We start from the raw sequence: 23865 nt of genomic DNA on the forward strand, positions 1-23865 counted from the left end.
CCGGACCGCGCTGCCAGTAGATCGATGGCGGGGCACACTCGGGCTATCCGAGTGTCGCCACTCGCCCGGCTAGTTACGCCAGCCAGGGGCTAGCCGACCTTCGCTAAACGGTCCGAACTCCTGGTTGGGTGGATGCGCCGCGTCCAGGTTGATCATGTAGAGCGCGCCGGTCGGTCCGTCGATGTGCGCGGCAATCTTTGCGTGGCGCTGGAACGTCAAGATGTAGGGGTCCCGGTCGTAGGGCGGCAGCACCGTTACAGGGTCACCGGGTTTGAAAGAGCGTTCGGTCATCGCGGGTCGCCCGGCCAACGTCCGCCCTGCCTGCTGCGCTGTCGCGCACCTGGCGTCATCAGAGGCCGGGGCGCTGCTTGCCGCGGGTACACCAACGTGGACAGCGGTGCGGTTGCCGCCGCCCATCCGGGCCGCTCGTTTCTCGTGGCGGGCTGGAGTCGCTTCTGTTGCTCCAATTGGATCATCGCGGCGCATGGGTATCGACCGAAGCCGCATCGGCAAATGCGACGCCACGGCCGGAGCCAACGCCGCCGTGGTCCATGAGTAAGTGCCTCGTGCCGGGCCATCCGATCGCCTCCACACCGAGCCGCCATTGGGGGAGGGCGACGGAGCCGATATTGAGGTAACCCAGGCCCGCCGCCTTCAGGTGTAGCCTCGCGATCACCCAGGGCAAGCGGTAGGACTGGGACGTTGCCTGAGCCGTGCGCCTGGATCTGGCAACGCTGGCAACACGTGGACTGACGGTCGGGGATGAGTAGTGGAAGCGTTCGGGCAGATGGTGCGCCGCCTACGCGGTCCCCGGTCGCTGCGCGATGTTGCCAGCGAGGCACATATGGACGCCGGTCATCTCTCTCGGATTGAGCGCAGCGTGCGAGGCGGCCAGTTGCCGAGCCCAGAGATTGTGGACGCGCTCGATCGCGCCCTGGGCGCCGAGGGCGCGTTGGTCGCTTTCCGCGAGCAGGGCGCCCGGCTGTGGCGACTCGACGCGGGTCTGTGGCGGCCCGCAGACTCCGAAAGGCTCGCCGAGGCTCTCGTGGCGGAGAAGCCCACGGCCGAGAATGCCGTCACGCTCGCTCACCAATGGCTGATCGCCGAGCCGCCGCAGGTGTACCAGATGCGGGCTGGGCGCCGAGTCGGGCGCGGCACCGTGGCGACAGTCGAGCAACGGGTTCAGCAGCTCCGCCTACTCGATGACCACGTGGGCGGTACGGACACACACGCGTTGGTCACTGCCGAGCGGGATGCGACCGCCGACCTGCTCAAGGCTGGCTCCTATACCGAAGCGGTCGGCCGGCGGCTGCTGGTCGCCATTGGCGAGCTGTGCCAGTTGGCGGGCTGGACGCTGTCCGACGCTGGCCAGCACAAGCGGGCCGAGCAGGTCTATCTGCTGGGTGTCCGGGCCGCCCATGCCGGTGGTGATGTCGCCGGGGCGGCGAACAACCTGTCATCGCTGGCCTACCAGGTCGCGAACGTTGGTGACCGGCGCGAGGCGGAGACGTTGGCCCGTTCTGCGTATGCCGGTGCGAAGGACGCCGCCACGGCCACGACCAGGGCCTTGCTGGCCGAGCGGGTGGCGTGGGCCGCAGCCCGGAGGGGAGATGCCTCGGCCGCCGAACGAGCGCTAGGAACCGTTGAGACGGCATTCGCAGACCGGAAGCCAGATGATGACCCAATCTGGACGTATTGGCTGAACGACGATGAGATTCAGGTCATGGCGGGCCGGGTGTGGACGCAGTTGCGCCGCCCGTTGCGCGCCGTGCCGATTCTGGAGCACGCGACCGCTGGCTATGGCGAGGACACCGGCAGGGAAACCGCCCTCTACCTGACCTGGTTGGCCGAATCGCTGTTACAAGCAAACGAGGTCGAACGGGCGGCCGGAGCCGCCGCTCGCGCATTGCAGCTCTCGCGCGCGGCAGGCTCCGCCCGAGCGGAGGATCGAGTCACGGAGCTCCGGCGGCTGCTGGCGCGTCACCGGGGCAACGCAGCGGCTGACGCGTTTCTTGACGAAGCCAGCGGCTAATTTGAGGCCCCTGCCCGCGTCCTCAACCTAGGTCATCGAGGGTCCTGGGCATTGTTCCAACGCGCGACTGGTCAGGGCGAGCAGAAATGTATGTCCCTCGCTGAGCCACAGTAGAGACCAAGCCCGTGCTCGCGGGGACTTCGATTTGAGCAGCTTGGAGCCACATCGTTCCGCGATCGTCAAAGAAGATCGGATCAAGAAGCCGCCACCGAAACAGTAATGTGGCGGATCTTATCCCGCTATCGCCCGCAGCATGAGCACGTGCGTCCAAGAGGGCCGGTCGCTACGTTGATTATCCCGTCAGCCTCAGAGTGGGAAAAGCTACGACTCTTCCGGCCACTCAAGACCTCGTTGATTTCCCTGATCAAGTCGGCTTGCTCGGCTTGGTTTAAGTTAAGAAAGCCGATTAAAACCCTTGCGGTATTTGCGTCCACTGCTGCTCCTTCTAAAACTTCTTAGTCTTGTACTGCCCGCAAACGCCGCACTCCGACGGCGCCATAGACATAGGAATTTCGCCACATCCTGAGCACTTCATGCCCCGTTTCCGGAGCGCTGCCCTATGTCCGCGCCGCTTCTCTTCATCGGTTAAACCTTGGGCGTAATCTTGGGCTTGGCGTGCGTCGTCCGCAACCTTAATCAGGTCAAACCGACGCTGAAGTTCCTTGGAATCTGAGGTCGGTTTCTGAACCAGTGCTTCTAGGTCCCGTGCGATCTTCTGGTTGTCAATGAGTGACGTTATGGCGTAGCCATAATTCTCCACCCATGCGGCCACAACTGCCCACAGTGAAATGACGAGCTGGCCAATTCCTATCGCTGCCCCTATAGCGACGGCAACTGATAGGTAACGGAACCCGGCCCCATATCCCAGCGCTAGGCTGCCGACAATAACCGGAACAACTAACGCAACGAAATTGAGGAGGCGTAGTCGCCTCTTAAGGAGTTCTGCTCGATATTCGAACGTGGATGCCGTGGCCGTCGCGTAGAAGGCGCGATCCCAAATCTCGAAGCGGATCGAGCCCCCGTCGTCGACGGCGCCTTGTGGTTGGATCTCTTGATCCATTGACTGCTACTCCGCGCTGTCCGTCGTGGACGAGGTAACTGAGGGGTCGAGTGAGCGCGTCAGCATACCGCCACAGGACACGCGGCGTGTATGCGGCGCAGCGGGATTCAGGGCTCCATGCACGTAGATCCACATTGCACCACGTCAGACCCTATGTAAGACTCTTCCATATGGGCAAGGTGCAGATCACTGTCGCTGTCGCCCGCGTCCTTCGGGAGTTCCTAGCGGAGCCTTCGGAGCCGCGGTACGGCTATGAGCTGATGCACGCGACATCATTCCCGAGCGGAAAGCTTTACCCGATTCTCAAGCGGCTCATGGTCGTGGGCTGGCTCATCAAAGAGCGCGAGCCGACCGCCGCGCCGGAGGTTGGACGCCCGATCCGCTCCTACTACCGTCTCACCCCCGACGGCACCGAGGCCGCCCGATATGCGCTGGCCGAACTAAGCGAGCAGATCTCACCGCCACTGCTCGGATCGCTCCGGCCTAACGGTGGGCTCGCATGAGAACGGTGATAGTTGCCGTCCTGACTGCGATCTCGACCGGCGTCCTGGGCGCAGGCGTGATCGACATGTGTAAAGACGAGACCAAGACGCGCATCGGTCGACTCCCGAACTTCTTACTCAAGCTCGCGACCTATTGGATCCCAGAGGGCGACCGACCTGAGTTCGCGGATGAGTGGGAGGCTGAGCTCGCCTTCATCCTGCAGGAGACCGAAGGGCTGCCTGTCACGCGGTTAATCCGTGGGCTTGCCTATACGGGCTCCCTGCTAGTCCGTGGTGCGCCCCAAATTGCCCGATACGTTCGCGCTGAGACTGCCCTGGCCGGACGCCCGGCACGCCGCAAGGACACCCCGTGGGCCGACCTCTTCCCCGACGGCCGGCAGATCTACTACGAGGGCGACGACCCCGACGAATTCCGCAAGGAGATCAAAGCGAGATTCGGCTTCGACCCCGCGTTAGACCCGTGCTGGGGGGAGGAACCCGGCTGGGGGTCCTACAGCTTCCACTGCCCAGTTGGACTGCTCGATGACATCTACGGCGGGCCGAACTATCCCATGGGTTCCTAGCGGTAGGCGTTCAGTTGCTCGGCTGCCGTAAGCAGCTGTCTCGCTTTTTGACCCAGGTCCAAGTTTGCGAGCAGTTCGGCGGAGGCCGCGAGGCTTCGAGCCGCCCCGCCGATGTTCATCCCGGAGTAGATCTCGGCGGCTTGGTTCAGTGATCGCGCAGACTCTGCGAGTTGGTAAGCGCCCGTGTCCGCCAGCATCGAGACTAGAAGCCGGAGCTCCTTGATAGAGCCAGCACTGAGCTGACCTGTGCGTTCTGCCTGCGCCGTTATCTCGTCCAGCCGGTCTACCAGGCTGGCAAGGCGTTCGCTAGGGGCTTCGAAGTACTCGCGGAGCAGCCGTTCCATGCTTTCCTGGGTCACCGCACCGGTGAGTTTGCCAAACTGTCGTTCCTTGGCTGCCTTCCACTCCAGCAATGTCTCGGCCGGGTAGTTCTCCTCGCCTGTCTTCGGATCGTCGATCGCTCCGTGATGCGCCTCGCACATCAGAAGTAGGTGACGCCAGTCGTCGCGTTCCCGATCGGTCAGATCGGAGCGGAAGCGTGGAGCCTTCGGCTTAACGCCGTAGATGTGCGAGACCTCTACGTTCAACCGCACACCGCCGGGACCCGTGTCGACCATCACCGGCTGCACGCAGTCAGGGGCATAGCAGGTGCCGTTGCTCATGGCGTACAGAGCGCGCTTAACCGTCTCGGAGATCTCAGCACGAACACCGGTACCGCGGGGCTCGTCAGGGGGGTCGGACACCGTCGCAGTCATGCGGCAACTATCGCTCTGCGTCAACGTATCGTGTACTTTCTGTCAACTTGCAGATAGCTTCTCCGGATGAGGTGCGCCCGCACTACTGCGACCGCGCCGGGCGCTTCTCCACTCACCGAAACCTGCTAGAGGGACACGGCCGGCGGGTCGTACGCTGCCTGCCGTGCGCGCATTGCAGCCGACTGGCGTAAAGATGGACCTTGGTAACCTGCCCGACTACTGGGGAATGCTCGCCCGCGAGTTCCAGACCCTGGAGAACCTTCCGTCACTGGGCAAGGCACGCCTACTGTCCGCGCGGGCCTTCGACGAGTCCCAGGTCGCCGGACCCCGCACCTACATGGCGGTGCAGCGGTACCTCGGTGTGGCCCGGGACAACCATGAGGCGCTACTCGCTGTTCTGGAGCACCACGGCGCGACCCTGTGGGCACCGTGGAGCCTGCTCCGGCCGATCTTTGAAGCGTCGTTCTTCGCAACGTGGATCCTCGACCCCGATTCGGGCCGCGACCGTCGACTGCGCGGGCTGCGCAGTGAAGTTTTGGACTGCTACCAGCAGCGCGCACATCTAGCGGCGTTCAAGAAGATTCCGGAGGTCCGGGAGATGGTAGAGGACGCCGAGCGTCAGCAGGCGCAGGGGTCTCTAGCCGTATACCGCGACGAGGCCGCAACGCTCGGGGCGCCTTTCGACCGAGTGCACCAGAAGATCAACATCACTGAAGAGCTGCCGAAGCTGAACTTCGTACGCGGTCAGCGGGATTTCGCCGCGTTCCTGGAAAGCACGTGGCGGTTGCTGTCGGGATTTGAGCACGGCCTCGGCTGGGCCATGCTCCGCGGCGCCGACCGGGGCGCGGAAACCGAGCTTCCGGGCGGCAAGGGCATCTTCTTGTCGATCAACGACGAGGAGTTCGTCAACGCAGCCAAGGTGACGTACGCGCTGCTGGCCACCGCGTGCCGCCTGTTGAAGAGCCGGCATTTGGAGCCGTCGCCGCAATGAGCGCTAAACGAGGGCCGAGCGTGCGGCCAAGGACGGATCTCGCTGGTGAGTTCGACCGGATGACGCCTGATGGCTGACCTCGTCTACTAGGTGTAGCCGAGGCAGCCGATCGCCGGGACGGGCGCAGGTTGACCTAACCCCTAGCATCAACGGTCATGGCGGATTGGGTGGCGGCAGTGGTCGCCGGCGTGGCATTGATCGTCGCCATCTGCGCGGCGATCTACAGCAAGCAGGCGGCGGATGCTGCCAAGGACTCTGCCAAGTCGGCTCAGCAGGTCGCCAAGGCGGAGCTCGGGCGCGACCACCGCGATCTAGCGCCCAACCCGGAGTGGGTTCGCTTCGACACAGTTCAGAATGAGCGAACCGGCAGGACAAATCAGTTCATCTTTCTCACACCGCCGCGCACCTATCTGACCCACGCCGACATCTTGCACGCCACGGGCAGTCGCTTGCCGATCAGCTTTTCGCCGAACAATCAGGTCGAGGGCGGCACCGAGGGCCGCGCCTTCATCGCCAACTCACCCGAGTCGCTGCCAGCCGAGGTCGAGATCCGCTTCTTCCCACCAACTGAAGACGCGCCAGGCGAGCGGTGGGGATGTCCATGCGGAGTGCCCGCGATCGGGGACCACGCCGATCGTGGGCACTGGATCATGCGGGTGAAGGTCGACGACATGCTGTCACTCGGTCTCTACTGAACGCAGGCGACCGACGCTTGCTCCGCAAATCCAGCGGATGCGTCATGGCGGTGCAACAGCTGGCCCAAGCTCTCGGCGGCAAATACGCGGCCATGTTAGGCGGATTGACCTCCCCGGTAGGAGGTTTCCGCTGGTCACGGGCATGGACGGGCTTGACTAGAGGCCGCCCTCCGGAGGCGAGGCCGTTGGCGCCTCAGCTCAAGTAGCTTAGGCGCCGGTGTCCGGCCTACGTTTCTCCGGTCGGCCTGGGCACTATTCAGCGGCCTGAGCGGCTCGGCTTCGAGGTAACGGTCTCGCAGACGGATTTGAGGGATTTGACCAGCGGCGTCACGATGAAGCGGTGGCACTAGACCTCGGCAACGTTCCGGACTGGATCCAAGCAATCGGCGCGTCCGGAGCTTTGATCTACCTAGCGGTCCAACATCAATTCGACCGGAAGAAGACTCGCGAAGCCAGGGAAGAAGCTGAGCGTGCCCGCCGGGACACCGAGGCTGCCCAAGCTCGTCAAGTTGTGGTCACGTACTCGTGGCGCTACGAGGAGACGGTCGGCTGCTTCGTGACCGTGAACGTGCTGAATGACTCCGACCGCTTGATCCGGCACGTCGCCCTGACGATCCTTGACAAGGAAACGGGCGCAGATGGCGTCGACCTCACCAGACCGGTTGACGATCCCGAGGAGTGGCGGTACACGGTTGACCAAATAACCGCGCACAGCGCCGCCAAGATGCGAGCCCAGTCAAGGCGCCAGCCCGTCAATACCCTGGAGCAGAGCCAGATGCACGGCTACCGCCACAGGGAGGAGCACGCGGCGATCGAGCTGGAAATACGGTACGAAGTCTCGGTAGTTTTCACGGACGCGTCCGGCCTAGTCTGGCGTCAATGGCTACACGGTTACCCGGAACGCCTGACGACCGGGACTCCTCCGCCGAGCCTTCTGCACCAGCCGGTGAGATCGCAGGACGCGAAGTCCGTGGCGAAGTAGGCGCGCCGGATCGCGCAGCCAGGCGACGGTGAGCCAGTCACGGGCGGCACGGGAGGGGAATCGCCATGACCAGGCACGCGTCAGCTCTTCATCCTCTGTAGCTACATTCCCATGATCGGCGGAAACTCGCCGGGACGCGGACCTCGGGGCGCCAGGATGACACCAACTTCGTGGCGAAGCGTTGAGTCGATGACGTTTCGAATCTCACCGATGCCCACATGTCCCTGGTCGTACCAGAGGTAGTAGCCATGGGACCGGTTCGGTGCGAGTTCCCACCGCGGCTCATCACCGAAGGTGTTGGTCAGTGCAGCAATGAGCCGCTCAGTAATGCTGTCTTCGTACACGTGTTCGATCATAGATGTCGCGCAACGGTTCGGCTCAGTGGTCTCAGTTCTGGTCTCGTTCGTCGCTGTCCGGGGTTAGCCGTCCGCGTTCGGTGGGAAGTGCTGCCGCAGGTCACGCATGCTGCCGGACTCTGGCGAACGGCGCCTCGCAGACCTTACAAGCGAGGGGTCGCAGGTTCGAAACCTGCCGCGCCCACGATCACCTGGGTGCTCCCTGTCCGCGGGGTGCGCGGACCGGGGGTGATCGTCATTCCTGCTCCGGGGGCCGAGCCCCCGGAAACCCCACGGTGTGGTTTGCCGCCGGCTTTGAGCGTGGTCGTGGTCTGGGGGTCGAGCCCCCGGAAACCCCACGGTGTGGTTTGCCGCCGGCTTTGAGCGTGGTCGTGGTCTGGGGGTCGAGCCCTCGGAACGCCACGGTGTGGTTTGCCGCCGGCTTTGAGCGTGGTCGTGGTCTGGGGGTCGAGCCCTCGGAACGCCACGGTGTGGTTTGCCGCCGGCTTTGAGCTTGGTCGCGGTTCGGGGGCCGGGCCTTCGGAGGCTCCTCGGTGTGGTTGGCTGCCGGGGCCGAGCCGAGGCGGATTTCCGGTACCGCCGTGGGCGTGGGCGTCGTCGGTGTCGATGACGCCCACGCCTGGCGTCACGTCAACGAGACGAGCACTGGACGCCGCGCAGGCTCAGTGAACTTACCGCTTCCTGGAAGTTCGCCTGCGGCATGATGGTGATCCGGTAGTCGTGAGTACCGGTTCCCCTGCAGTCGTAGGTCACGGTGTAGTCGCGGTGGTCCGTCGGCACCTCGGCCCGGGAAACCTGCTCCCAGCCGAAGAAGCGACTGCGCTCGATGGAGACGTAGATCTTCGCGCCGCCGCAGCCGCGGCGGTTCTCCACCCGGCCCGTGCCGCTGACGAGGTCGACGGTCTCGCGCGCCCGGCTCGCGCTCAGCTTGCAGGTCGGGCTCCCGGGCTCGTCGGACGCGGCGCTCGCCGCGGTCGGCACGAGCACCGCCACGGCTGTCGCCACCGTGGCCGTGGCGATCGCCACCCGTCGCAGATTCATCGGGGTCACTCGTCGAACAGGCTGACGAAGGACGACGTCCGGACGTTGCTGCCGTTCGTCACGATGGCCCGGGTCTCCAGCATGGAGATGCGCCCGTCGCTGGCCGCCGAGAACGTCTCGTCCGTGACCGAGATCCTGCACCGCTCCGCAGTCTTGCAGGTGTGCTTGAGCGTAACCTCCATCTCGGTGCGCTCGCCGTTGCACGTGATGCTGCCGTTCACGCTCGGGCCGCCGCCGGTGCCGCCGGTGGCCCCGCCGCCGACGGTGCCGCCGCAGGCGAGCCGCTTGCCCTCGGCCCGGAACTTGAGCTCCACGTAGATCTTCGGGACCGTCTTGCCTCGGCCCGCCGGGCCGCAGTCGTAGGCGGTTCCGGTTGCGATCGCGGTGACGGTTACCCTGTTGCTACTGCTGCGGATCTTCGTGGTCGAGTTGTCGGCCTGCAGGAACGAGTCATACGTGTCCGAAGGCTTGGCGCGGTAGCAACCGGAGTGACCGGTCGGACCGTTCTGCGCGAAAGCCGCGGACGGTACCGCAAGAACGCCGACCGTCAGTACCGGCGCAAGAACCGCCGGCAACAGATACCTTTTCAAACCGAACTCCTGAACGTCATTTTTCGCGAATCGGCCAGGCATTCATGCCTCATTCTTCGAGGACGAATCCCTAGCTCACTCTGGCCAGTGCATTTGGCGGTTCTGGTATCCCAGAACCGAGCCTCAGGACCCGTAGACCTGGAAGACCAGGAGCCGGTAGCCCGGGGAGTCGGACTGGCAACGCCAGTCGGTGAACGCGTCGTGACGGTCCCTGTTGACGGCCTTCTTGCCCTCGGCCTCGCAGGTGGACTTGTAGCGGTACCAGCCCACGTCGTACCAGCCTCCGGCGGCGGCCTGGGCCGCGGCTCCAGGGAGGAGAACCCCAGTCGTAAGGGCGGCCGCGGTAAGCGCGCCGAAGATCCCCTTGCGGATTCTGCTCATGACACCCCGTTTCGATTTCGTGATTCAGTCATTCGAATCCCCCGTGTGCTTATCGAGTCCGGGGGAATGACCGAGCGGCACGTCAGGCAAAGTAGCAAACCCATTCATACAGATGATCTGGATCTTTACGCGTTCGTAGGACATATCCATCCGAAACGGGTCAGTGATCAATCTCACTTTTATTGAGGTCATTCAATGTGTGCGACCGTCCGGTAACGACATGTGAACGCGCGATCCAATGTGGATATAAACGGTGGCCCCCTGCGGGTCGGTGCCCGGGAGAGTCGACGTCCGGCCTACGGGTACCCGCCGGTGCGGTAGATCGCTCGGCGGTCAGTATCGAGATTGCGCGGAGCCGAATGTCTTTCTTGGTCTGGGGTGCTCGGTCCGGCAAGGTATGGGCGTGACGAGGACAGACCGGGCCGACCCCTGGCGGAACACCTATCGGGACATCGACAGCCGGGCCGCCCACGCCACGGCCATCGCCCTGCGCGTCCGCAGCCTGCGACGCGACGAGTTCCGGTTCCGGGCCCGCAACGGCGATCAGCCGCTGGAGATCAGCGCGAACTACCTGCCGCTGCTGGAGCGCACGACCTGCTCCGATCGCGACGGCAACGGTGCGGACATCGTCTGCTGGAACGGCAGCCCCGGCGAGGTCTGGGTATGGGCGGTCGCGCACGACGACCCCGAGGGGCGCAGGCGGGGTGCCGCGGACGTCGACAGGCACATCGATGCGGTCCGGGCCGACCCGCGTGCGGCCGGGAAACGGGTCGTCCGGGGCCCGGTGGGCGCCCTCGTCCCCACCGACGTCGGCGGGCAGATGGGATCGCCGCGCAACGCCGTCCGGGTCGACACCCTGGAGGCCGGTGTCGAGGTCTACCAGGTCCGCCGATACCGGGACCGGCTCGCCGTCCCACGTAGGAACCGGGACGTGCTGGAGGAAGCCATGGAGCTCATGGAGGAGGTGGAGGACCGGGAGCGGGACCACGAGAGCCGGCGGTGCGGCCTGCCCCATGTCCACCACCTGCCCCGGCCCGGCGGCCCGTAGCGGGGGCGTTCTTCATTCGGCCGGGATGAGCCACGGGCCCGGCCCAGTGGTGGAGGCTGGGCGCAGAACGGACACCCGGCTGCGTCGCCGCGAGGACCGCGAGTCGATCGGCGCTGACCACGATCTAGCGGAGGTTGCCCATGAACGGCTGGCTGATGTGGGGGCTGTTTCTTCCCATTCTTCTCGTCGTCGCGGGAGTGATCACCATCCGACGCAAGAACGGGCGTCGCTGACGGCGGCGCTAGGGGTATCTCGCGGATCACGGCGGCCCGCGCCGGGCCCAGCTTCCGCCTCGCGGCGCGAAACCTGGACCTCGGCTCGGCGACGCCGTGATCCGCGAGACACCTCTAGTCGAGGATGCGGAAGACGAAGCGTTCGTTCCAGTGACGGCCCTCGTCGTCGGCCGCGATCCGCTGGAGGGTCTCCACGTACGTGTCGAAGAGCGCCACCCCGAGCGCCAGCCGCACGGCCTGCGGGTGTATCCACACCAGCTTGACCGGGCGCGGGTCGCCCGCGGCCAGATGCAGATGCAGGTCGCCCAGGTCGTGGCGGTAGTACGGCCCGTATCCGAGGGCGCTGCCCAGGCGCTGCTGAAGGTCGGCCTCGTTCAGCACGAACCGGCCGTCGATGAACACGTTCAATGCGGCAACCTCCGCGGCCGGCGATCGTGCGATTCGCACCTCTTCCAGGTGCCCAGGCGGGGGGCACCGAAACCCGCCACCGTTGATGTTGCACCGCACGGGTGACGGCGCCGGACGCTAAGGGGTGCGTACGACGAGGCCGGTGATCGTCGCCACGACCGGGCGGTAGGCGTCCTCGGGCTCCTGTGGCCAGCCCGCCGCGTCCCAGGTGCCCAACCGGTAGATCGCCGCCCGGACCAGCATCTGCTCCCACCGCGGCAGGTGCGCCCAGCGGCCGATCACGCCCGGGCCGGTGCCGTGCCACACCATCGCGTCGACCGCCGCGACCGCTGCTGCCCAGGACGGGGGCCGCCAGTAGGCCGGCCAGTCGATCACCGCGGGTGGCAGGCCGTCGCTGAAGAGGACGTTGCCGAGCAGGTCGCCGTGGACGATCTGTTCGGGCAGGGCCGCCGGGCGGCGCAGGGCGAGCAGTTTGTCAAGCAGCCTCGAGGGCCGGCGCGGCCCCGGCGGCGGGACCTCGGAGAAGGCGAGCCTCTCCCCGTACGCCCAGGGGTCGTGCCGGGTGTCCAGGAACGCGGGGCGCGGCACCGCCGCGACCAGTTCGTGGAACGCGGCACCGACCCGGATGACGTCGTCGACGCGGCGCTGGTCGGGGTGCCCGGCGACGGCCTCGGTCGCCTCCCAGCCGCCGGCCAGCCAGTCGCCGCCGGCGGCGCGTACCGGGCGGGCGATCCGCAGGTGCGGGGACGCGGGGAGGGCGGTCAGCACCTCGGCGCGCCAGCGGACCTCGTCGTCGCCCTCGGACGGCTTCAGGACGACGTCGCCGACCCGCCAGGTGCCGCCCTTGCCGCCGGGCAGCCGTACCGGATCGCCCTCGGCGCCGAAGGCCGCACGCACCGCGCGGGGCGGTCCCAGATCATCCATCTGTGCGTTTGCCGTTCTCGAGGTGGCGGCCGACGCCGACCGGATTCGCCAGGGTACCGACAGCCGGCCTGGGTGGACGCCCTTTCCGCGGTCGCGGCGCGTGCACCCGCGCTGCAACCGGGCGCGGGCTCAGGTGGGGCGGCGCACACCCGATTCGTGTGTCACCGGCGGACGGCTCCGCCGATGAGCGGGCCCGGGTGTACACCCCCCTTGGCATCCGGGCCCGCTCGGCACATCGCAGGCGGAAGGGCGCACCCCGTGGTCACATCCCGGCCCAAGGGTCTGCACATCGGCGTCGACGCGGAGAAGATCGTCGTCTCGCCGTACCCGCTGCAGATGCGCACCGGTCGCGCCCGGCGTTCCCGGTGGGGGTCCGTCACCGAGGTCGTGCCCGCCCCGGCGAGCGGGCGCGGCCGCAAGGATCGCGCGCGGTCCGCCTCGCAGCTCGCCCTGGCCCTGCTCCTGCTCTCCACGGTGCTGAGCGTGTTCGGCGTCTCCGGCTGGGCGGCCGCCGCCGGGTCGGCCGCGATCGTCGCCGCCGTCGTCTTCTGGCAGGCGCGCGCCGCGCGGGTCGGCAGCATCGCGCTGCCCCGCGCCGAGGGCGCCCACGTCCTTTACGCGGCCGAGGAGCGGACCGCATTCGAGCGGGCGATCGTGGTGGCCCGGCGGGTGCGCGGCACCTGGCCCGCGCTGCGCCACATGATCGACCCGGACGACGCCGACCGGGACCTGGCCACCGCCCTCGAGCAGCTCGCCGCGATCATGGCCCGGCGCCAGCAGATCCGGCAGCTTCGCGAGGAGCTCGCCGGCGCCGCTCCGCACGACCTGCCCGCCGGCAGCCCGGCCGTGCGGGCCCTGGCGGAGCAGCGGTTGCGCGTCGAGGGACTCTGGCGTTCCACGGCGGGCGAGGCCAACCGCATCCTGGCGAGCATCAACGCCGCCGCGCTCGCGGGCGAGAACCTCATCCGCGAGCAGCGGATCGGCGACACCGCCCGGGAGGCGGACCTGGCCATCTCCCGGCTGACGGCCGCACCGGCCTCGTCCGACGCCGGGCCCGAGCTGGCCGAGCGCACCGCGGCGGTGATCGCGGCCTACCGCGAGCTGGCCGCCGGGCGCTGACCGCGCACTACCTGCCGGCCGCCGCGAGTTCCGCCACCGCCCGGTCGGTGTCCTCCATGATCAGGTCCATGTTGAGCTGCGCCGCCACGTGCAGGCCCGCGGCGGCCGAGCTGATCACCTGAGCCATCTGGTCGGTGACGTTCCCGGCCACCCACACGCCCGGCACCTCGGTCCTGCCGTTCGGCTCGGCGGGTACGGCGCTGCCGAAGTCGTTCTCCGTCGCCGTCAGCCCCAGCGACGGCAACGGTTCGGCGTTGGCGAGGAAACGCGGCGCCACCACCAGCACCTCCCGCGCCACGACCGTTCCGTCGCTCAGGCGTACCCCGGTCAGCCTGTCGTCCTCGGCCACCACCTCCGCGACCCTCCCGGGCACCACCGTGATCCCCCGGGCCGCGAACCGTTCGATGTGCTCGGCGTCGGGGTCCGGCGCGTCGTGCACGAACAGCGTCACGTCGTCGCTCCACTGGCGCCACATCAGCGCCTGGTGCAGCGACATCGGGGAGGAGCCGAGGATGCCGATCGCCCGGCCGCGCACCTCGTGGCCGTGGCAGTACGGGCAGTGCAGCACCTCGCGGCCCCACCGTTCGCGCAGGCCCGGCACCGGCGGCAGCTCGTCGGTGAGGCCGGTGGTGACCAGCAGGCGCCGGGCCGCGAACGTTCGGCCGTCCGCCAGTGTCACGGTCAGCAGCTCGCCGTTGCGGGCGGCCGAGGCCACCGTCGCATCGATCAGTTCGCCGCCGTACCGCTCGACCTCCGCCCGCCCGGCGGCGCGGAACTGCGCCGGCGGGACGCCGTCGCGGGTCAGGTAGTTGTGTATTCCGTCGGCCGGCGCGTTGCGCGGTGTTCCCGCGTCCACCACCAGCACCTTGCGCAGCGACCGGCACAGGGCCACCGCGCCGCTCAGTCCGGCGGGCCCGCCGCCGATCACGATCACGTCGTATGTCATGCCGCAACCGTCGCCGGGTCCCGGGCAGGGTGGCAAACTTCTTTGCCATGATGGCAAACGAGGCGGACGTGCTCGCCGCGGTCGGGCCGCGGCTGCGGGCGCTGCGGCAGGAACGCGGCACCACCCTGACCGCGCTGGCCGAGACCACCGGGATCTCGGTGAGCACCCTCTCCCGGCTCGAGTCCGGGCAGCGCAAGGCCACCCTCGAGCTGCTGTTGCCGCTGGCCCGGGCCCACCGGGTGCCGCTGGACGAGCTGGTCGGCGCCCCGCACACCGGCGATCCGCGGATCTACGCGCGGCCGATCAAGCACAGCAGCGGGCAGACGATACTGCCGCTGAGCCGGCAGCCGACCGGGGCGCAGGCGTTCAAGCACCTGATCCCCGCCGGCCCGCCGCAGACGCCGGACCCGCGTACCCACGAGGGCTACGAGTGGCTCTACGTCCTCAGTGGCCGCCTGCGGGTGGTGCTCGGCGAGCACGACATCGTGCTGCCGGCGGGCGAGGCGGCCGAGTTCGACACCCGGGTACCGCACTGGTTCGGCAGCGCGACGGGCGAGGCCGTCGAGTTCCTCAGCATCTTCGGCAGCCAGGGCGAACGCGTGCACGTCCGGGCCCGCTCGACCCACCCCCGGCGGCCCTAGCGGACGGCGGTGTGGATCGTCGTCGCGCGGAGCATGAAGACATCCGGGCGCCGCAGCACGCTCTCCGGGTCCTCGGGGTCGGTGAGCTGGTCCAGCCGATCCGCGTCCGCGCCCGCCAGGTGCCCGTCGAGCATCTCCCGGGTACGCCGGAGCGTCCGCGCCAGCTGGTGGCGGGCCGCCTCGCCCAGCGGCGCGGGCAGATCCAGCAGGAAGCTGCGGCTCCGCACCGCGTTCAGGCCGGCCTCCTCGAGCAGCTCCGGCCAGGACCGTGGCGCCTCGATCGCTCCCATCGGGTGCGAGTGGCGCCGGGACAGGTCGCTGTCCACCGCGTTCATCCGTGCCGTCATGCCGCCGTCCGCGTGCGACGGCAGGAACTGCAGCGGCAGGCCGCCCTCGCGCAACGCCAGCAACCCGCCGGGCCGCAGCAGCGCGGCGAACGCCCGTATCCCTTCTGCCGGATCCGGCAGATGGTGCGCGACGCCGCTCACCCAGATCAGGTCCGCCTCCGGCAGGTCCGCGAGACCGTCCGGCAGTTTGATCTCGCGGGTGGCGAACCGGTCCGCCAGTCCCAGCCGCTCCGCCCGCGACCGGGCGAGCGCGAGCAGCGGTGCCGCGCCGTCCGCGGCCAGCACCGTCGCGCCGGGAAGCAGCTGGGCGAGTCTGCAGGCCGCGACCCCCGGCCCGCTGCCGACGTCGAGGACGAGGCCCGCCTGCGGTACGCGCTCGGTGAGCCAGCACAGGGCCTGGTCGACCATCGGCGCGTTGATCTCCGCGTCGGCGATCAGGTCAGGACCGTACTCGCCCCAGTCGACGTGATCATGCGTGTGCGTCATGCCGCCATCCTCCCCGGAGAGCGGCGGTCATGGTTACCGCGGCGGGGTCAGGTCTTTCGCGTACCAGTGGTCCGCGTACGGGTGGTCGCGGTGCGGCGGGATCTCGGCGTAGCCGTTGGCCGCGTACATCGACCGGGCCTCGGTCAGATCCGTCCGGGTCTCCAGGCGCAGGGTGCACAGGCCACGCTCCCGGGCCGCCTGCTCCACCGCGGACAGCAGCCGGCGCCCGATCCCGAGCCGGCGGGCCCGCGGGTCGACGTACATCTTGGTGATCTCGCCGGTGCCCGGCTCGGCCGGGCGCAGGCCGACGCAGCCCACCGGCTCATCGTCGCGGTACGCGACCAGCAGCACCGCCACATCGTCGGCGGGTTCGTCGGCGAGCGCCTCGTCCACTGCCGACGCCGGCATCGGCCGGCCGTGGTAGCGGTACACGATCTCGCTCAGGTAGGACCGCACCAGGGCGACGGCGTCCGGTGCGTCGGGCGCCAGCGCGCGGATTGTGATCATGGGTGGATCGTGCCAGTGTCCTCGCCGGCACCGCGACCGGATTCTCCGACGGTCGGTGCCGGGCGCGCCTCGGCCGATCGGCGGTCGTCCGATCGGCGGAGCCGGACGGCCCGGCGCCTGCGTAGGGTGATCATGTGTTCACCTATTCGGGTGACTCGACTACCGCAAGGTAGGCAAATACGTTGTCACCTGACATGCGTGCGACCGACCATGCCCGAACACCGTCCGTCACCCGGGTCGGCGACCCGGCGGCCGGTGGCTGCCCGGCGCCCCCGTGTGGGGCCTCAGGCGGCCCGGCGGGCGGTCGACATCTGGCGGGGCACGCTCACCGTGAAGGTGCGCTGTGGACGACCGCCGACGGCGTCCAGGGCGTCGAGCAGCATTGCCTGAACGGCCGCCGATCCGGGCAGGTGCCAGCCGGTCTGTTCCGGCGTGACGGCCCAGCGGACCGGGCCCTCGGGCATGCGGCTGGGCGCCGCGGGCACCCACGAGCCGCGCCCGTGCCGCAGCACGTCCAGGCAGGCACCGAGCTCGGGCCGGAGTTCGGTGCCGGGCTGTACCAGGAACATCCAGCGCCCGGTCGGCGTCACCGCGACCGGGCCCCGGGCGTCGCCGCGCTCCGGGCCCAGCACGCCCGTGTGCAGGCGGATCGCGCCGAGCGCGCGCAGGCCGACCGCGGCCGGCACCTCCAGCACGTCGAACCGCCAGCCGGTGGCCAGCAGCACGGTGTACGGCCGGCGCCGCCACCAGCGCGCGACCCGGCGGGCGTCGGTGCTGGAGTTGTCCTCCCAGGACTCGATCGCGGGGTGGCACCCCATGATCGGGCAGCCGGCGCGTCCGCAGTGGAAGCGGTGCCCGGACAGGTACGCACCCGGAGTAACGGCCCAGCCGCGCGCGGCGTAGCGCAGCGCCGCCCGGCGCAGGCGTATCCGATCTATGTACTCCCATGGGCCGATCGGCCGCCGGTTGGTCCACTGCATGGTCGTAAAACCCCCGATTCGGGATCGGCAGCCGCATTACCAGGCACGGCCGCCGTCACCAAGCTCGACACGCTTCGTTTGTTCGGGCAGATCACGTCTTGCAACTTGCATGAGAAACTATCGAGCATCGGTGGGCAGACGATCACACAGCCTGTGCGACCTGCGCGGACGAGTGAGGTCCACACTGCAGCTGACACACCGAAATGCTCACCGGCGCTGGCCGCCGGCTGAGTGGGGGAGGCACCCGTGGACGAGCTGCCGATCGGCCGCCGAGTCGCCTATTGGCGCGGCCGTCGCAAGATGTCCCAGCAGGTCTTCGCGGATCGGTTGGGGAAATCCAAGAGCTGGGTCGACAAGGTGGAGCGCGGGGTACGCCGGCTCGACAAGTTCTCCGTCGTCTATGAGATCGCCGACGTGCTGCAGATCGACGTCCAGCTGCTGCTGGGCAAGGACGTCGAGCGGCGGCCCGAGACGCAGAACTGCATCGACCAGGTCGAGGTCGAGGAGATCCGCGCGGCGCTCGAACGGTACGACCAGATGAGCGCGTTCTTCCATCCGGTGCCGCAGGCGCCGCCGCTGATGGAGATGCGTAAGGCGGTCAGCCACGCCTGGCTGACCTACCAGCACGCGAAGTACGGCGTCCTGGCCCGCAAGCTGCCGCAGCTGCTGCGCGACGCGCAGGCCGCGGACAGCGCGCACGCGAGCGGCGAGGAGGCCCGCGACGCGGCGCACCTGCTCGGGCAGGTGTACCAGATCGCCTCCTCGGCCCTGCGCAAGGTCGGCGAGCACGAGCTCTCCTGGCTGGCGGCCGACCGCTCGATCGCGGTCTCGCAGCGCGCCGGTGACCAGTTGCTGGCGGGGATGGCCAGCCACCGGGTCGGGATGGCGCTGCTCTCGCTGGGCCGGATCCGCTCGGCTCTCGAGGTCAACGTGAACATCGCCAACCGGCTCGCGCCGATGACGCCGGAGGCGGCCACGCCGGAGCGGCTCTCCGTCTACGGCCTGCTGCTGCTCACCGGTGCGATGGCGGCGGCCCGGATCGGCGACAGCGCCACCGTGCGCGACCTGGTCTGCGGCGCCGAGCAGGCGGCCGGCGCGCTCGGCGGCGACTACAACTACTACTGGACCTCGTTCGGGCCGACCAACGTGGAGCTGCACCGGGCCGCGGCCGCGATCGAGCTCGGCGACGGCGGCAAGGCGATCGAGACGCACAACCGGATCGACCCGGAGAGCTTCGCGGCGATGCTGCCGGAGCGGCGTGCCCATCACTACCTGGACATCGCCCGGGGCTACACACAGATCGGCGACGTGGAGAAGGCCAGCGAGATGCTGCTGGAGGGCGACCGGCTGGCCCCCTCGGAGATCCGTTGCCGGCCGCTCGCCCACGAGGTCATCTCCGACGTGCTGCGACGCACGCGGGGCACACCGCCGGCACCCATCGCGGAGCTGGCAGAGCAGATGGGAGTCGGCGTATGAGGTGGGTTCTCGGGTGATGAGTGTCAACGTCTCGCCCGGCGTGCTGTACGTGCTCGTGTGTGGCTCACCCATCGCCCGCGACGTCGGCGTGCTCGTCGACCTGGCCCAGCGCGACGGCTGGGAGGTTTGCGTGATCACCACGCCGGACGGCCGCAAGTTCGTCGACGCGGCCGCGCTGCAGGCGCAGACCGGGCACGCGGTGCGCAGCTACTACAAGAATCCGGGCGACGAGGACCTGCTGCCGCCGGCCGACGCGATGATCGTGGCTCCCGCGACGGTGAACACGATCAACAAGTGGTCGGCCGGTATCACCGACACCCTGGTGCTCGGCCTGCTGGTCGAGGGGTACGGCTTCGGGGTGCCGACCGTGGTGGTGCCGTACACGAACAAGGTGATGGCCCTGCACCCGGCGCTGCATGAAAGCATGGCAAAGCTCCGTAACTGGGGCGTTCAGGTGCTTTACGGCGATGACGTCGTACGTCTCGGCGGACCGGGACAGAACGACCGGTTTCGGAGCCAGTTCCCGTGGCGGAGCGCACTCCAGGCGCTGCACACCAGATTCGTGACCGACAACCGAGTCGAGCCCGGGGCCCGATCCTGAGCCTGGGTAGAGTTGGCGGCCGTGACCGACACCGCCGTTGCCCCACCCACCGTCCGTGACGTGGTGGCCGCCCTCGACGCGCGCTATCCGAGGGCCTGGGCCGAGCAATGGGACAGGGTGGGCCTCGTGCTGGGGGAGTTCGAGACCCCCGTCACCCGGGTCCTCTGCGTGGTCGACTGCGTACCCGAGACCGTCGAGGAGGCGGTCGCCGAGGGCGCGAGCCTGATCGTGGCCCACCACCCTCTGCTGCTCAAGGGCGTCTCCTCGGTCGCGCCGGACACCTACAAGGGCCGCATCGTGCACCGGCTGATCAAGGCCGACATCGCGCTCTACGTCGCGCACACCAACGCCGACGTCGCGAACCCCGGCGTCTCCGACGCGCTCGCCGCCCGGCTCGACCTGATCGACACCCAGCCGCTGGTCCCCGCGACCCCGGGCAGCCCGGCCGCCGGGGAGGGCCGCGGCGTCGGCCGGGTCGGCGACCTGGCCGCGCCGATGCCGCTCGCGGAGCTGACCCGGTTCGTCGCCGCCCGGCTGCCGCCCACCGCGGCCGGGGTGCGCGCCGCCGGCGACCCCGCACGGCCGATCCGTACGCTCGCCGTCTGCGGGGGAGCGGGCGACTCGTTTCTGCGCGACGCGGGCCGGGCGGGTGCCGATGCGTACCTCTGCGCCGATCTGCGGCATCATCCCGCGAGCGAGCACCTCGCCGCCGACGGCCCGGCGCTGCTCGACGTCGCCCACTGGGCGAGCGAGCGGCCGTGGCTCGACGAGGTGGCGGGCTGGCTGCGCGCCCAGTTCCCGGTCACGGCTCTCGTGTCCGATCTCGACACCGACCCCTGGACCGTGCATGCGGTCAGTGGAAAATAAGGAGTACCTGACGTGAAGGCCGCCCCGGAAGCCCAGCGCCGTCTGCTCGACCTGCAGGCCATCGACACCGCACTCGCACAGCTCGCCCACCGCCGCAAGTCGCTGCCCGAGCTGGCGGAGATCGACAAGATCTCGCGCGAGCTCTCCGCCATGGAGGACGAGCGGGTCCGCGCCCAGGTGGCCGTCGACGACCTCGACCGCGACATCGCCCGCTTCGAGAAGGACATCGAGCAGGTCCGCACCCGCAAGGACCGGGACAAGGTCCGGCTCGAGGCCGGCGGCGCCCTGCGCGAGATCGAGGGCCTGCAGCACGAGCTGGCCACGCTCAACCGGCGGCAGTCCGAGCTCGAGGATGCCGAGCTCGAGCTCATGGAGCAGCGGGAGGGCGCCGAGCAGACCCTCAACGAGGTGAAGACGCGCCTGGCCGAGGCCGGCGAGCGCCGGCACGCGGCCGAGGCCCGCCGCGACGAGGCGTACGCCGACATCACCAAGGAGCAGGAGTTCAGGACCCAGGCGCGGGCCCCGCTCGCCGGCGACCTGCCGCCCGACCTGCTCGCCCTCTACGACAAGATCCGTACGGACTCGGGCCTCGGCGCGGCGCTGGTCCGCTCCGGGCGCTGCGGCGGCTGCCGCATCGAGCTGTACGGTGCCGACCTGGCCCGGGTGAAGTCCGCCCCCGCCGACGAGGTCGTCCGCTGCGAGGAGTGCCGCCGGATCATGGTCCGCACCGCGGAGTCCGGGCTGTAAGTGACCTACGAGGGAGTTGGACCATCAATACAGTGACCGGTCTGCGGGTCGTGGTGGAGGCCGACGGTGGCTCGCGGGGCAACCCCGGCCCGGCCGGCTTCGGCGCCGTCGTGCTCGAGGAGGGCACCGGCGAGGTGCTGCTCGAGCGCCACGGCTCGCTGGGCACCACGACGAACAACGTCGCCGAGTACTCGGGCCTGATCGCCGGGCTGCGGGCCGCCGCCGAGCTGGGTGCCACCCGGGTCGACGTGCGGATGGACTCCAAGCTCGTGATCGAGCAGATGTCCGGCCGCTGGCAGATCAAGAATCCCGGTCTGCGGCCGCTCGCCGCCGAGGCGGCGAAGCTGGTCGACGGCTTCGCCGCCGTGACCTTCGAGTGGATACCGCGCGAGCGCAACAAGCTGGCCGACGCCCTGGCCAACCGCGCGATGGACGAGGCGGCCGGCAAGCCGGTACGCGAGGAGTCGCCGGCCTTCGAGGCGAAGGCGCCGAAGAACTGGGCGCCGCCGTCGCTCGACTCGGCCACCCGGCTCATTCTCGTGCGGCACGGCGAGACCGCGCTGACCGCGCAGGGCCGCTACTCCGGCCGGGGCGACGTCCCGCTCTCCGAGCAGGGCGAGGCGCAGGCCATGGCCGCGGCAGGGCGGGTGGCGGGCATCTCCCGCGACGTCGCGGCCGTCGTCTCGTCACCCCTGCGGAGGTGCATGCGCACCGCGGAGTTCATCGCGGCCGAGCTGGGCAACGTGAAGGTCACGGTGGTGCCGGAGCTGATCGAGTGCGACTTCGGCGACTGGGAGGGCCTGACCTTCGCCGAGGCGCGCGAGCGCTGGCCCGCCGAGCTCGACCGCTGGCTCGACTCGACAGCCGTGGCGCCGCCGAACGGTGAGTCCTTCCAGGCGGTGTCGAAGCGGGTGCGCGGGGCGCTGGCGAAGCTGCAGTCGGCGTACCCGTCGGGCACGGTCGTGGTGGTCTCGCACGTCTCGCCGATCAAGCTGATCCTGCGCGATGCGCTCGCCGCGGGCGACGCCTTCCTGCACCGGCTCTTCCTGGACGCGGCTGGCGTCTCCACGGTGGACCTGTGGCCGGACGGCGGCGTCGCCGTGCGATCGGTGAACGAGACGGCTCACCTGCGCTGAACTATTGACCCGCCGGGTGCGGACGTTTAGCTTCCTCGATTAGGAAACTTTCTTCACGATTCCTGATCGACACTTCCGTCCGCCCCTGGAGGGCTCATGCGCGGATTCTCCCGCCGCCTGCTGGCCGTCGGCGCTGCCGTACTGGTCGCAGTCACGGCCGCACCCACCACCGCACAGGCACATCAGAGCAAGCAGTACGTCAAGGTCGGGTACTTCACCCAGTGGGGCATCTACGGCCGCGACTTCCAGCTCGCCAAGGTTCAGCAGTCCGGCGCGGCCGCCCGGCTGACCCACCTCAACTACGCGTTCGGCCCGGTGACCGCGGCCGGCGTCTGCGACTCCGCCGACTCCTGGGCCGACTGGGGCGTGCCGTTCACGGACGCGCTCAGCGTCGACGGGGTCGCCGACGTGGCCGGCCAGCCGATCGCCGGCAACCTCAACCAGCTCGCCGAGCTCAAGAAGGCGAACCCGAAGCTGCGGGTGCTGATCTCGCTGGGCGGCTGGACCGGCTCGGCGTACTTCTCCGACGCGGCCCTGACCGATGCCGCGCGGAAGAAGCTGGTCAGCTCCTGCGTCGACCTGTGGATCAAGGGCAACCTGCCCGGGCTCGCCGCGGGCGCCGGCGCCGGGATCTTCGACGGCGTCGACCTCGACTGGGAGTGGCCCGGCTCGGACGGCAACGCCGGCAACGTGATCCGGCCGGAGGACAGGGCGAACTTCACCCTGCTCACCGCCGAGTTCCGCCGGCAGCTGGACGCGCTCGGCCGCACGACCAAGCGGCGCTACGACCTGACCGCGTTCCTGCCGGCCGCCCCAGCCAAGATCGACGCTGGCTTCGAGGCGAGGAAGATCTTCAAGTACCTCGACTTCGGCACCGTGCAGGGTTACGACTTCCACGGCTCGTGGGAGGCGCGGACCAACCAGCAGTCCGCGCTGCGGGTCCCGGCCGGCGCGCCGGACAACCCCGACTTCTCGGCCGAGGTCGCGATCGACACCTGGCGCGACCGGGGTGCTCCGGGCGGCAAGCTAGTCCTCGGCATCCCGTACTACGGGCAGGGCTGGACCGGCGCGACCGGCGGCGGCAACGGCCTGTTCGCGGCGGTCACCGGCGGCGCGCCCGGCCGGTTCGCGGTCGGCACCGAGGACTACAAGACCCTGAAGACGCTGCCCGCACAGGGTTTCAAGCTGCACCGCGACTGGCGCTCCGGCCACTCGTGGCTCTTCGACGGCACCACCTTCTGGACGTACGACGACCCGGCGCAGGTCCTGCAGAAGACGGCGTACATCCGTGGCGAGCGACTCGGCGGGGCGATGATGTGGTCGCTTGACGGTGACGACGAGCACGCCTCTCTCACCCGTACGATCTCGGCGGGTCTCTGGACCCCCGGACACTAGCCGTCCGATCATGGGTGGTGCGCCGTTCGGCGCACCACCCTGGCCGTTCGGCGCA

Annotated in this window: 28 protein-coding genes; 15 read left to right on the top strand and 13 right to left on the bottom strand. The window is 68.9% G+C overall.

Annotated elements, in window-relative coordinates:
* Positions 1 to 69: 69 nt before the first annotated feature.
* The gene (locus AB0B58_RS04795) at positions 70 to 291 is read right to left on the bottom strand and encodes a hypothetical protein (protein WP_360217584.1); all 222 of its coding nucleotides are present in this window, start codon (positions 289 to 291) and stop codon (positions 70 to 72) included.
* A 478-nt stretch (positions 292 to 769) separates the two neighbouring features.
* On the opposite strand from AB0B58_RS04795, the gene AB0B58_RS04800 reads away from it, so the two are divergent.
* Entirely contained in the window at positions 770 to 2032 is a 1263-nt protein-coding gene (locus AB0B58_RS04800; protein WP_360217587.1) for a helix-turn-helix transcriptional regulator, read from the top strand.
* Positions 2033 to 2477: 445 nt separating this feature from the next.
* Here the strand turns inward: AB0B58_RS04800 and AB0B58_RS04805 are convergent, their stop codons facing one another.
* Positions 2478 to 3092 (bottom strand): mobilome CxxCx(11)CxxC protein, encoded by a 615-nt coding sequence (locus AB0B58_RS04805; RefSeq protein WP_360217590.1) that lies wholly within the window; start codon positions 3090 to 3092, stop codon positions 2478 to 2480.
* A gap of 170 nt (positions 3093 to 3262) precedes the next feature.
* Here AB0B58_RS04805 and AB0B58_RS04810 point away from each other — a divergent pair, with 170 nt between their 5' ends.
* Positions 3263 to 3595 carry a helix-turn-helix transcriptional regulator gene (locus AB0B58_RS04810; protein ID WP_360217593.1) on the top strand — a complete coding sequence of 111 codons (333 nt, stop codon included), beginning with the start codon at positions 3263 to 3265 and terminating at the stop codon, positions 3593 to 3595.
* Positions 3592 to 4158: a hypothetical protein gene (locus AB0B58_RS04815; protein ID WP_360217596.1), complete on the top strand. Its 567-nt coding sequence runs from the start codon at positions 3592 to 3594 to the stop codon at positions 4156 to 4158. Before AB0B58_RS04810 ends, AB0B58_RS04815 begins: the two co-directional genes overlap by 4 nt.
* Here the strand turns inward: AB0B58_RS04815 and AB0B58_RS04820 are convergent.
* Entirely contained in the window at positions 4155 to 4913 is a 759-nt protein-coding gene (locus AB0B58_RS04820) for a hypothetical protein (protein WP_360217599.1), read from the bottom strand. The genes AB0B58_RS04815 and AB0B58_RS04820 overlap by 4 nt on opposite strands.
* Positions 4914 to 5076: 163 nt before the next feature.
* Between AB0B58_RS04820 and AB0B58_RS04825 the strand changes: the two genes are divergently transcribed.
* The 3 genes from AB0B58_RS04825 (at position 5077) to AB0B58_RS04835 (ending at position 7581) form a co-directional block, all read left to right on the top strand.
* Positions 5077 to 5904, top strand: a complete 828-nt coding sequence (locus AB0B58_RS04825) for a hypothetical protein (RefSeq protein ID WP_360217602.1) — start codon at positions 5077 to 5079, stop codon at positions 5902 to 5904.
* Positions 5905 to 6059: 155 nt separating this feature from the next.
* On the top strand, positions 6060 to 6599 hold the full coding sequence (locus tag AB0B58_RS04830) for a hypothetical protein (protein WP_360217605.1): 540 nt from the start codon (positions 6060 to 6062) through the stop codon (positions 6597 to 6599).
* 340 nt (positions 6600 to 6939) lie between these two features.
* Positions 6940 to 7581 (top strand): hypothetical protein, encoded by a 642-nt coding sequence (locus tag AB0B58_RS04835; RefSeq protein WP_360217608.1) that lies wholly within the window; start codon positions 6940 to 6942, stop codon positions 7579 to 7581.
* A 101-nt stretch (positions 7582 to 7682) separates the two neighbouring features.
* On the opposite strand, the gene AB0B58_RS04840 is transcribed toward AB0B58_RS04835, so the two are convergent.
* From AB0B58_RS04840 to AB0B58_RS04855, 4 genes are all read right to left on the bottom strand, one after another.
* Positions 7683 to 7925, bottom strand: a complete 243-nt coding sequence (locus AB0B58_RS04840; RefSeq protein WP_360217611.1) for a hypothetical protein — start codon at positions 7923 to 7925, stop codon at positions 7683 to 7685.
* A 642-nt stretch (positions 7926 to 8567) separates the two neighbouring features.
* Complete coding sequence (locus AB0B58_RS04845; protein WP_360217614.1) at positions 8568 to 8978, bottom strand: hypothetical protein; 411 nt, start codon at positions 8976 to 8978, stop codon at positions 8568 to 8570.
* A 5-nt stretch (positions 8979 to 8983) separates the two neighbouring features.
* Entirely contained in the window at positions 8984 to 9553 is a 570-nt protein-coding gene (locus AB0B58_RS04850; protein ID WP_360217617.1) for a hypothetical protein, read from the bottom strand.
* Between the two features lie 138 nt (positions 9554 to 9691).
* Entirely contained in the window at positions 9692 to 9949 is a 258-nt protein-coding gene (locus tag AB0B58_RS04855; protein WP_360217620.1) for a hypothetical protein, read from the bottom strand.
* Positions 9950 to 10352: 403 nt separating this feature from the next.
* Between AB0B58_RS04855 and AB0B58_RS04860 the strand changes: the two genes are divergently transcribed.
* Positions 10353 to 10997, top strand: a complete 645-nt coding sequence (locus AB0B58_RS04860; RefSeq protein ID WP_360217623.1) for a hypothetical protein — start codon at positions 10353 to 10355, stop codon at positions 10995 to 10997.
* A 347-nt stretch (positions 10998 to 11344) separates the two neighbouring features.
* Here AB0B58_RS04860 and AB0B58_RS04865 read toward each other — a convergent pair whose 3' ends face one another.
* Positions 11345 to 11632, bottom strand: a complete 288-nt coding sequence (locus AB0B58_RS04865) for a barstar family protein (protein ID WP_360218678.1) — start codon at positions 11630 to 11632, stop codon at positions 11345 to 11347.
* Positions 11633 to 11755: 123 nt separating this feature from the next.
* Positions 11756 to 12562 carry a TIGR02569 family protein gene (locus AB0B58_RS04870; protein ID WP_360217626.1) on the bottom strand — a complete coding sequence of 269 codons (807 nt, stop codon included), beginning with the start codon at positions 12560 to 12562 and terminating at the stop codon, positions 11756 to 11758.
* Between the two features lie 258 nt (positions 12563 to 12820).
* Between AB0B58_RS04870 and AB0B58_RS04875 the strand changes: the two genes are divergently transcribed.
* Positions 12821 to 13681 carry a hypothetical protein gene (locus AB0B58_RS04875; RefSeq protein WP_360217629.1) on the top strand — a complete coding sequence of 287 codons (861 nt, stop codon included), beginning with the start codon at positions 12821 to 12823 and terminating at the stop codon, positions 13679 to 13681.
* Positions 13682 to 13688: 7 nt separating this feature from the next.
* Here the strand turns inward: AB0B58_RS04875 and AB0B58_RS04880 are convergent, their stop codons facing one another.
* Positions 13689 to 14627, bottom strand: a complete 939-nt coding sequence (locus AB0B58_RS04880; RefSeq protein ID WP_360217632.1) for an NAD(P)/FAD-dependent oxidoreductase — start codon at positions 14625 to 14627, stop codon at positions 13689 to 13691.
* Between the two features lie 50 nt (positions 14628 to 14677).
* Between AB0B58_RS04880 and AB0B58_RS04885 the strand changes: the two genes are divergently transcribed.
* On the top strand, positions 14678 to 15268 hold the full coding sequence (locus AB0B58_RS04885) for an XRE family transcriptional regulator (protein ID WP_360218681.1): 591 nt from the start codon (positions 14678 to 14680) through the stop codon (positions 15266 to 15268).
* Here AB0B58_RS04885 and AB0B58_RS04890 read toward each other — a convergent pair.
* The 3 genes from AB0B58_RS04890 to AB0B58_RS04900 all read right to left on the bottom strand — a co-directional run bounded on the left by AB0B58_RS04890 (position 15265) and on the right by AB0B58_RS04900 (position 17588).
* Positions 15265 to 16101 carry a methyltransferase gene (locus AB0B58_RS04890; RefSeq protein WP_360217635.1) on the bottom strand — a complete coding sequence of 279 codons (837 nt, stop codon included), beginning with the start codon at positions 16099 to 16101 and terminating at the stop codon, positions 15265 to 15267. The genes AB0B58_RS04885 and AB0B58_RS04890 overlap by 4 nt on opposite strands.
* 33 nt (positions 16102 to 16134) lie before the next feature.
* A complete protein-coding gene (locus tag AB0B58_RS04895; RefSeq protein WP_360218684.1) occupies positions 16135 to 16701 on the bottom strand; it encodes a GNAT family N-acetyltransferase in 567 nt (188 codons plus the stop codon).
* 191 nt (positions 16702 to 16892) lie between these two features.
* Positions 16893 to 17588, bottom strand: a complete 696-nt coding sequence (locus AB0B58_RS04900) for a bifunctional DNA primase/polymerase (protein ID WP_360217638.1) — start codon at positions 17586 to 17588, stop codon at positions 16893 to 16895.
* Positions 17589 to 17834: 246 nt separating this feature from the next.
* On the opposite strand from AB0B58_RS04900, the gene AB0B58_RS04905 reads away from it, so the two are divergent.
* The 6 genes from AB0B58_RS04905 to AB0B58_RS04930 all read left to right on the top strand — a co-directional run bounded on the left by AB0B58_RS04905 (position 17835) and on the right by AB0B58_RS04930 (position 23810).
* Complete coding sequence (locus tag AB0B58_RS04905; RefSeq protein WP_360217641.1) at positions 17835 to 19064, top strand: helix-turn-helix domain-containing protein; 1230 nt, start codon at positions 17835 to 17837, stop codon at positions 19062 to 19064.
* 16 nt (positions 19065 to 19080) lie between these two features.
* Positions 19081 to 19665: a flavoprotein gene (locus AB0B58_RS04910; RefSeq protein ID WP_360217644.1), complete on the top strand. Its 585-nt coding sequence runs from the start codon at positions 19081 to 19083 to the stop codon at positions 19663 to 19665.
* A gap of 21 nt (positions 19666 to 19686) precedes the next feature.
* Entirely contained in the window at positions 19687 to 20532 is an 846-nt protein-coding gene (locus AB0B58_RS04915) for a Nif3-like dinuclear metal center hexameric protein (protein ID WP_360217647.1), read from the top strand.
* Between the two features lie 12 nt (positions 20533 to 20544).
* The gene (locus AB0B58_RS04920; RefSeq protein ID WP_360217650.1) at positions 20545 to 21279 is read left to right on the top strand and encodes a C4-type zinc ribbon domain-containing protein; all 735 of its coding nucleotides are present in this window, start codon (positions 20545 to 20547) and stop codon (positions 21277 to 21279) included.
* Positions 21280 to 21320: 41 nt separating this feature from the next.
* Positions 21321 to 22415, top strand: a complete 1095-nt coding sequence (locus AB0B58_RS04925; protein WP_360218687.1) for a bifunctional RNase H/acid phosphatase — start codon at positions 21321 to 21323, stop codon at positions 22413 to 22415.
* A gap of 96 nt (positions 22416 to 22511) precedes the next feature.
* Positions 22512 to 23810: a glycoside hydrolase family 18 protein gene (locus AB0B58_RS04930; protein WP_360217653.1), complete on the top strand. Its 1299-nt coding sequence runs from the start codon at positions 22512 to 22514 to the stop codon at positions 23808 to 23810.
* Positions 23811 to 23865: the final 55 nt, after the last annotated feature.

The sequence above is a fragment of the Actinoplanes sp. NPDC049118 genome (assembly GCF_040648555.1).
GTDB lineage: Bacteria > Actinomycetota > Actinomycetes > Mycobacteriales > Micromonosporaceae > Actinoplanes.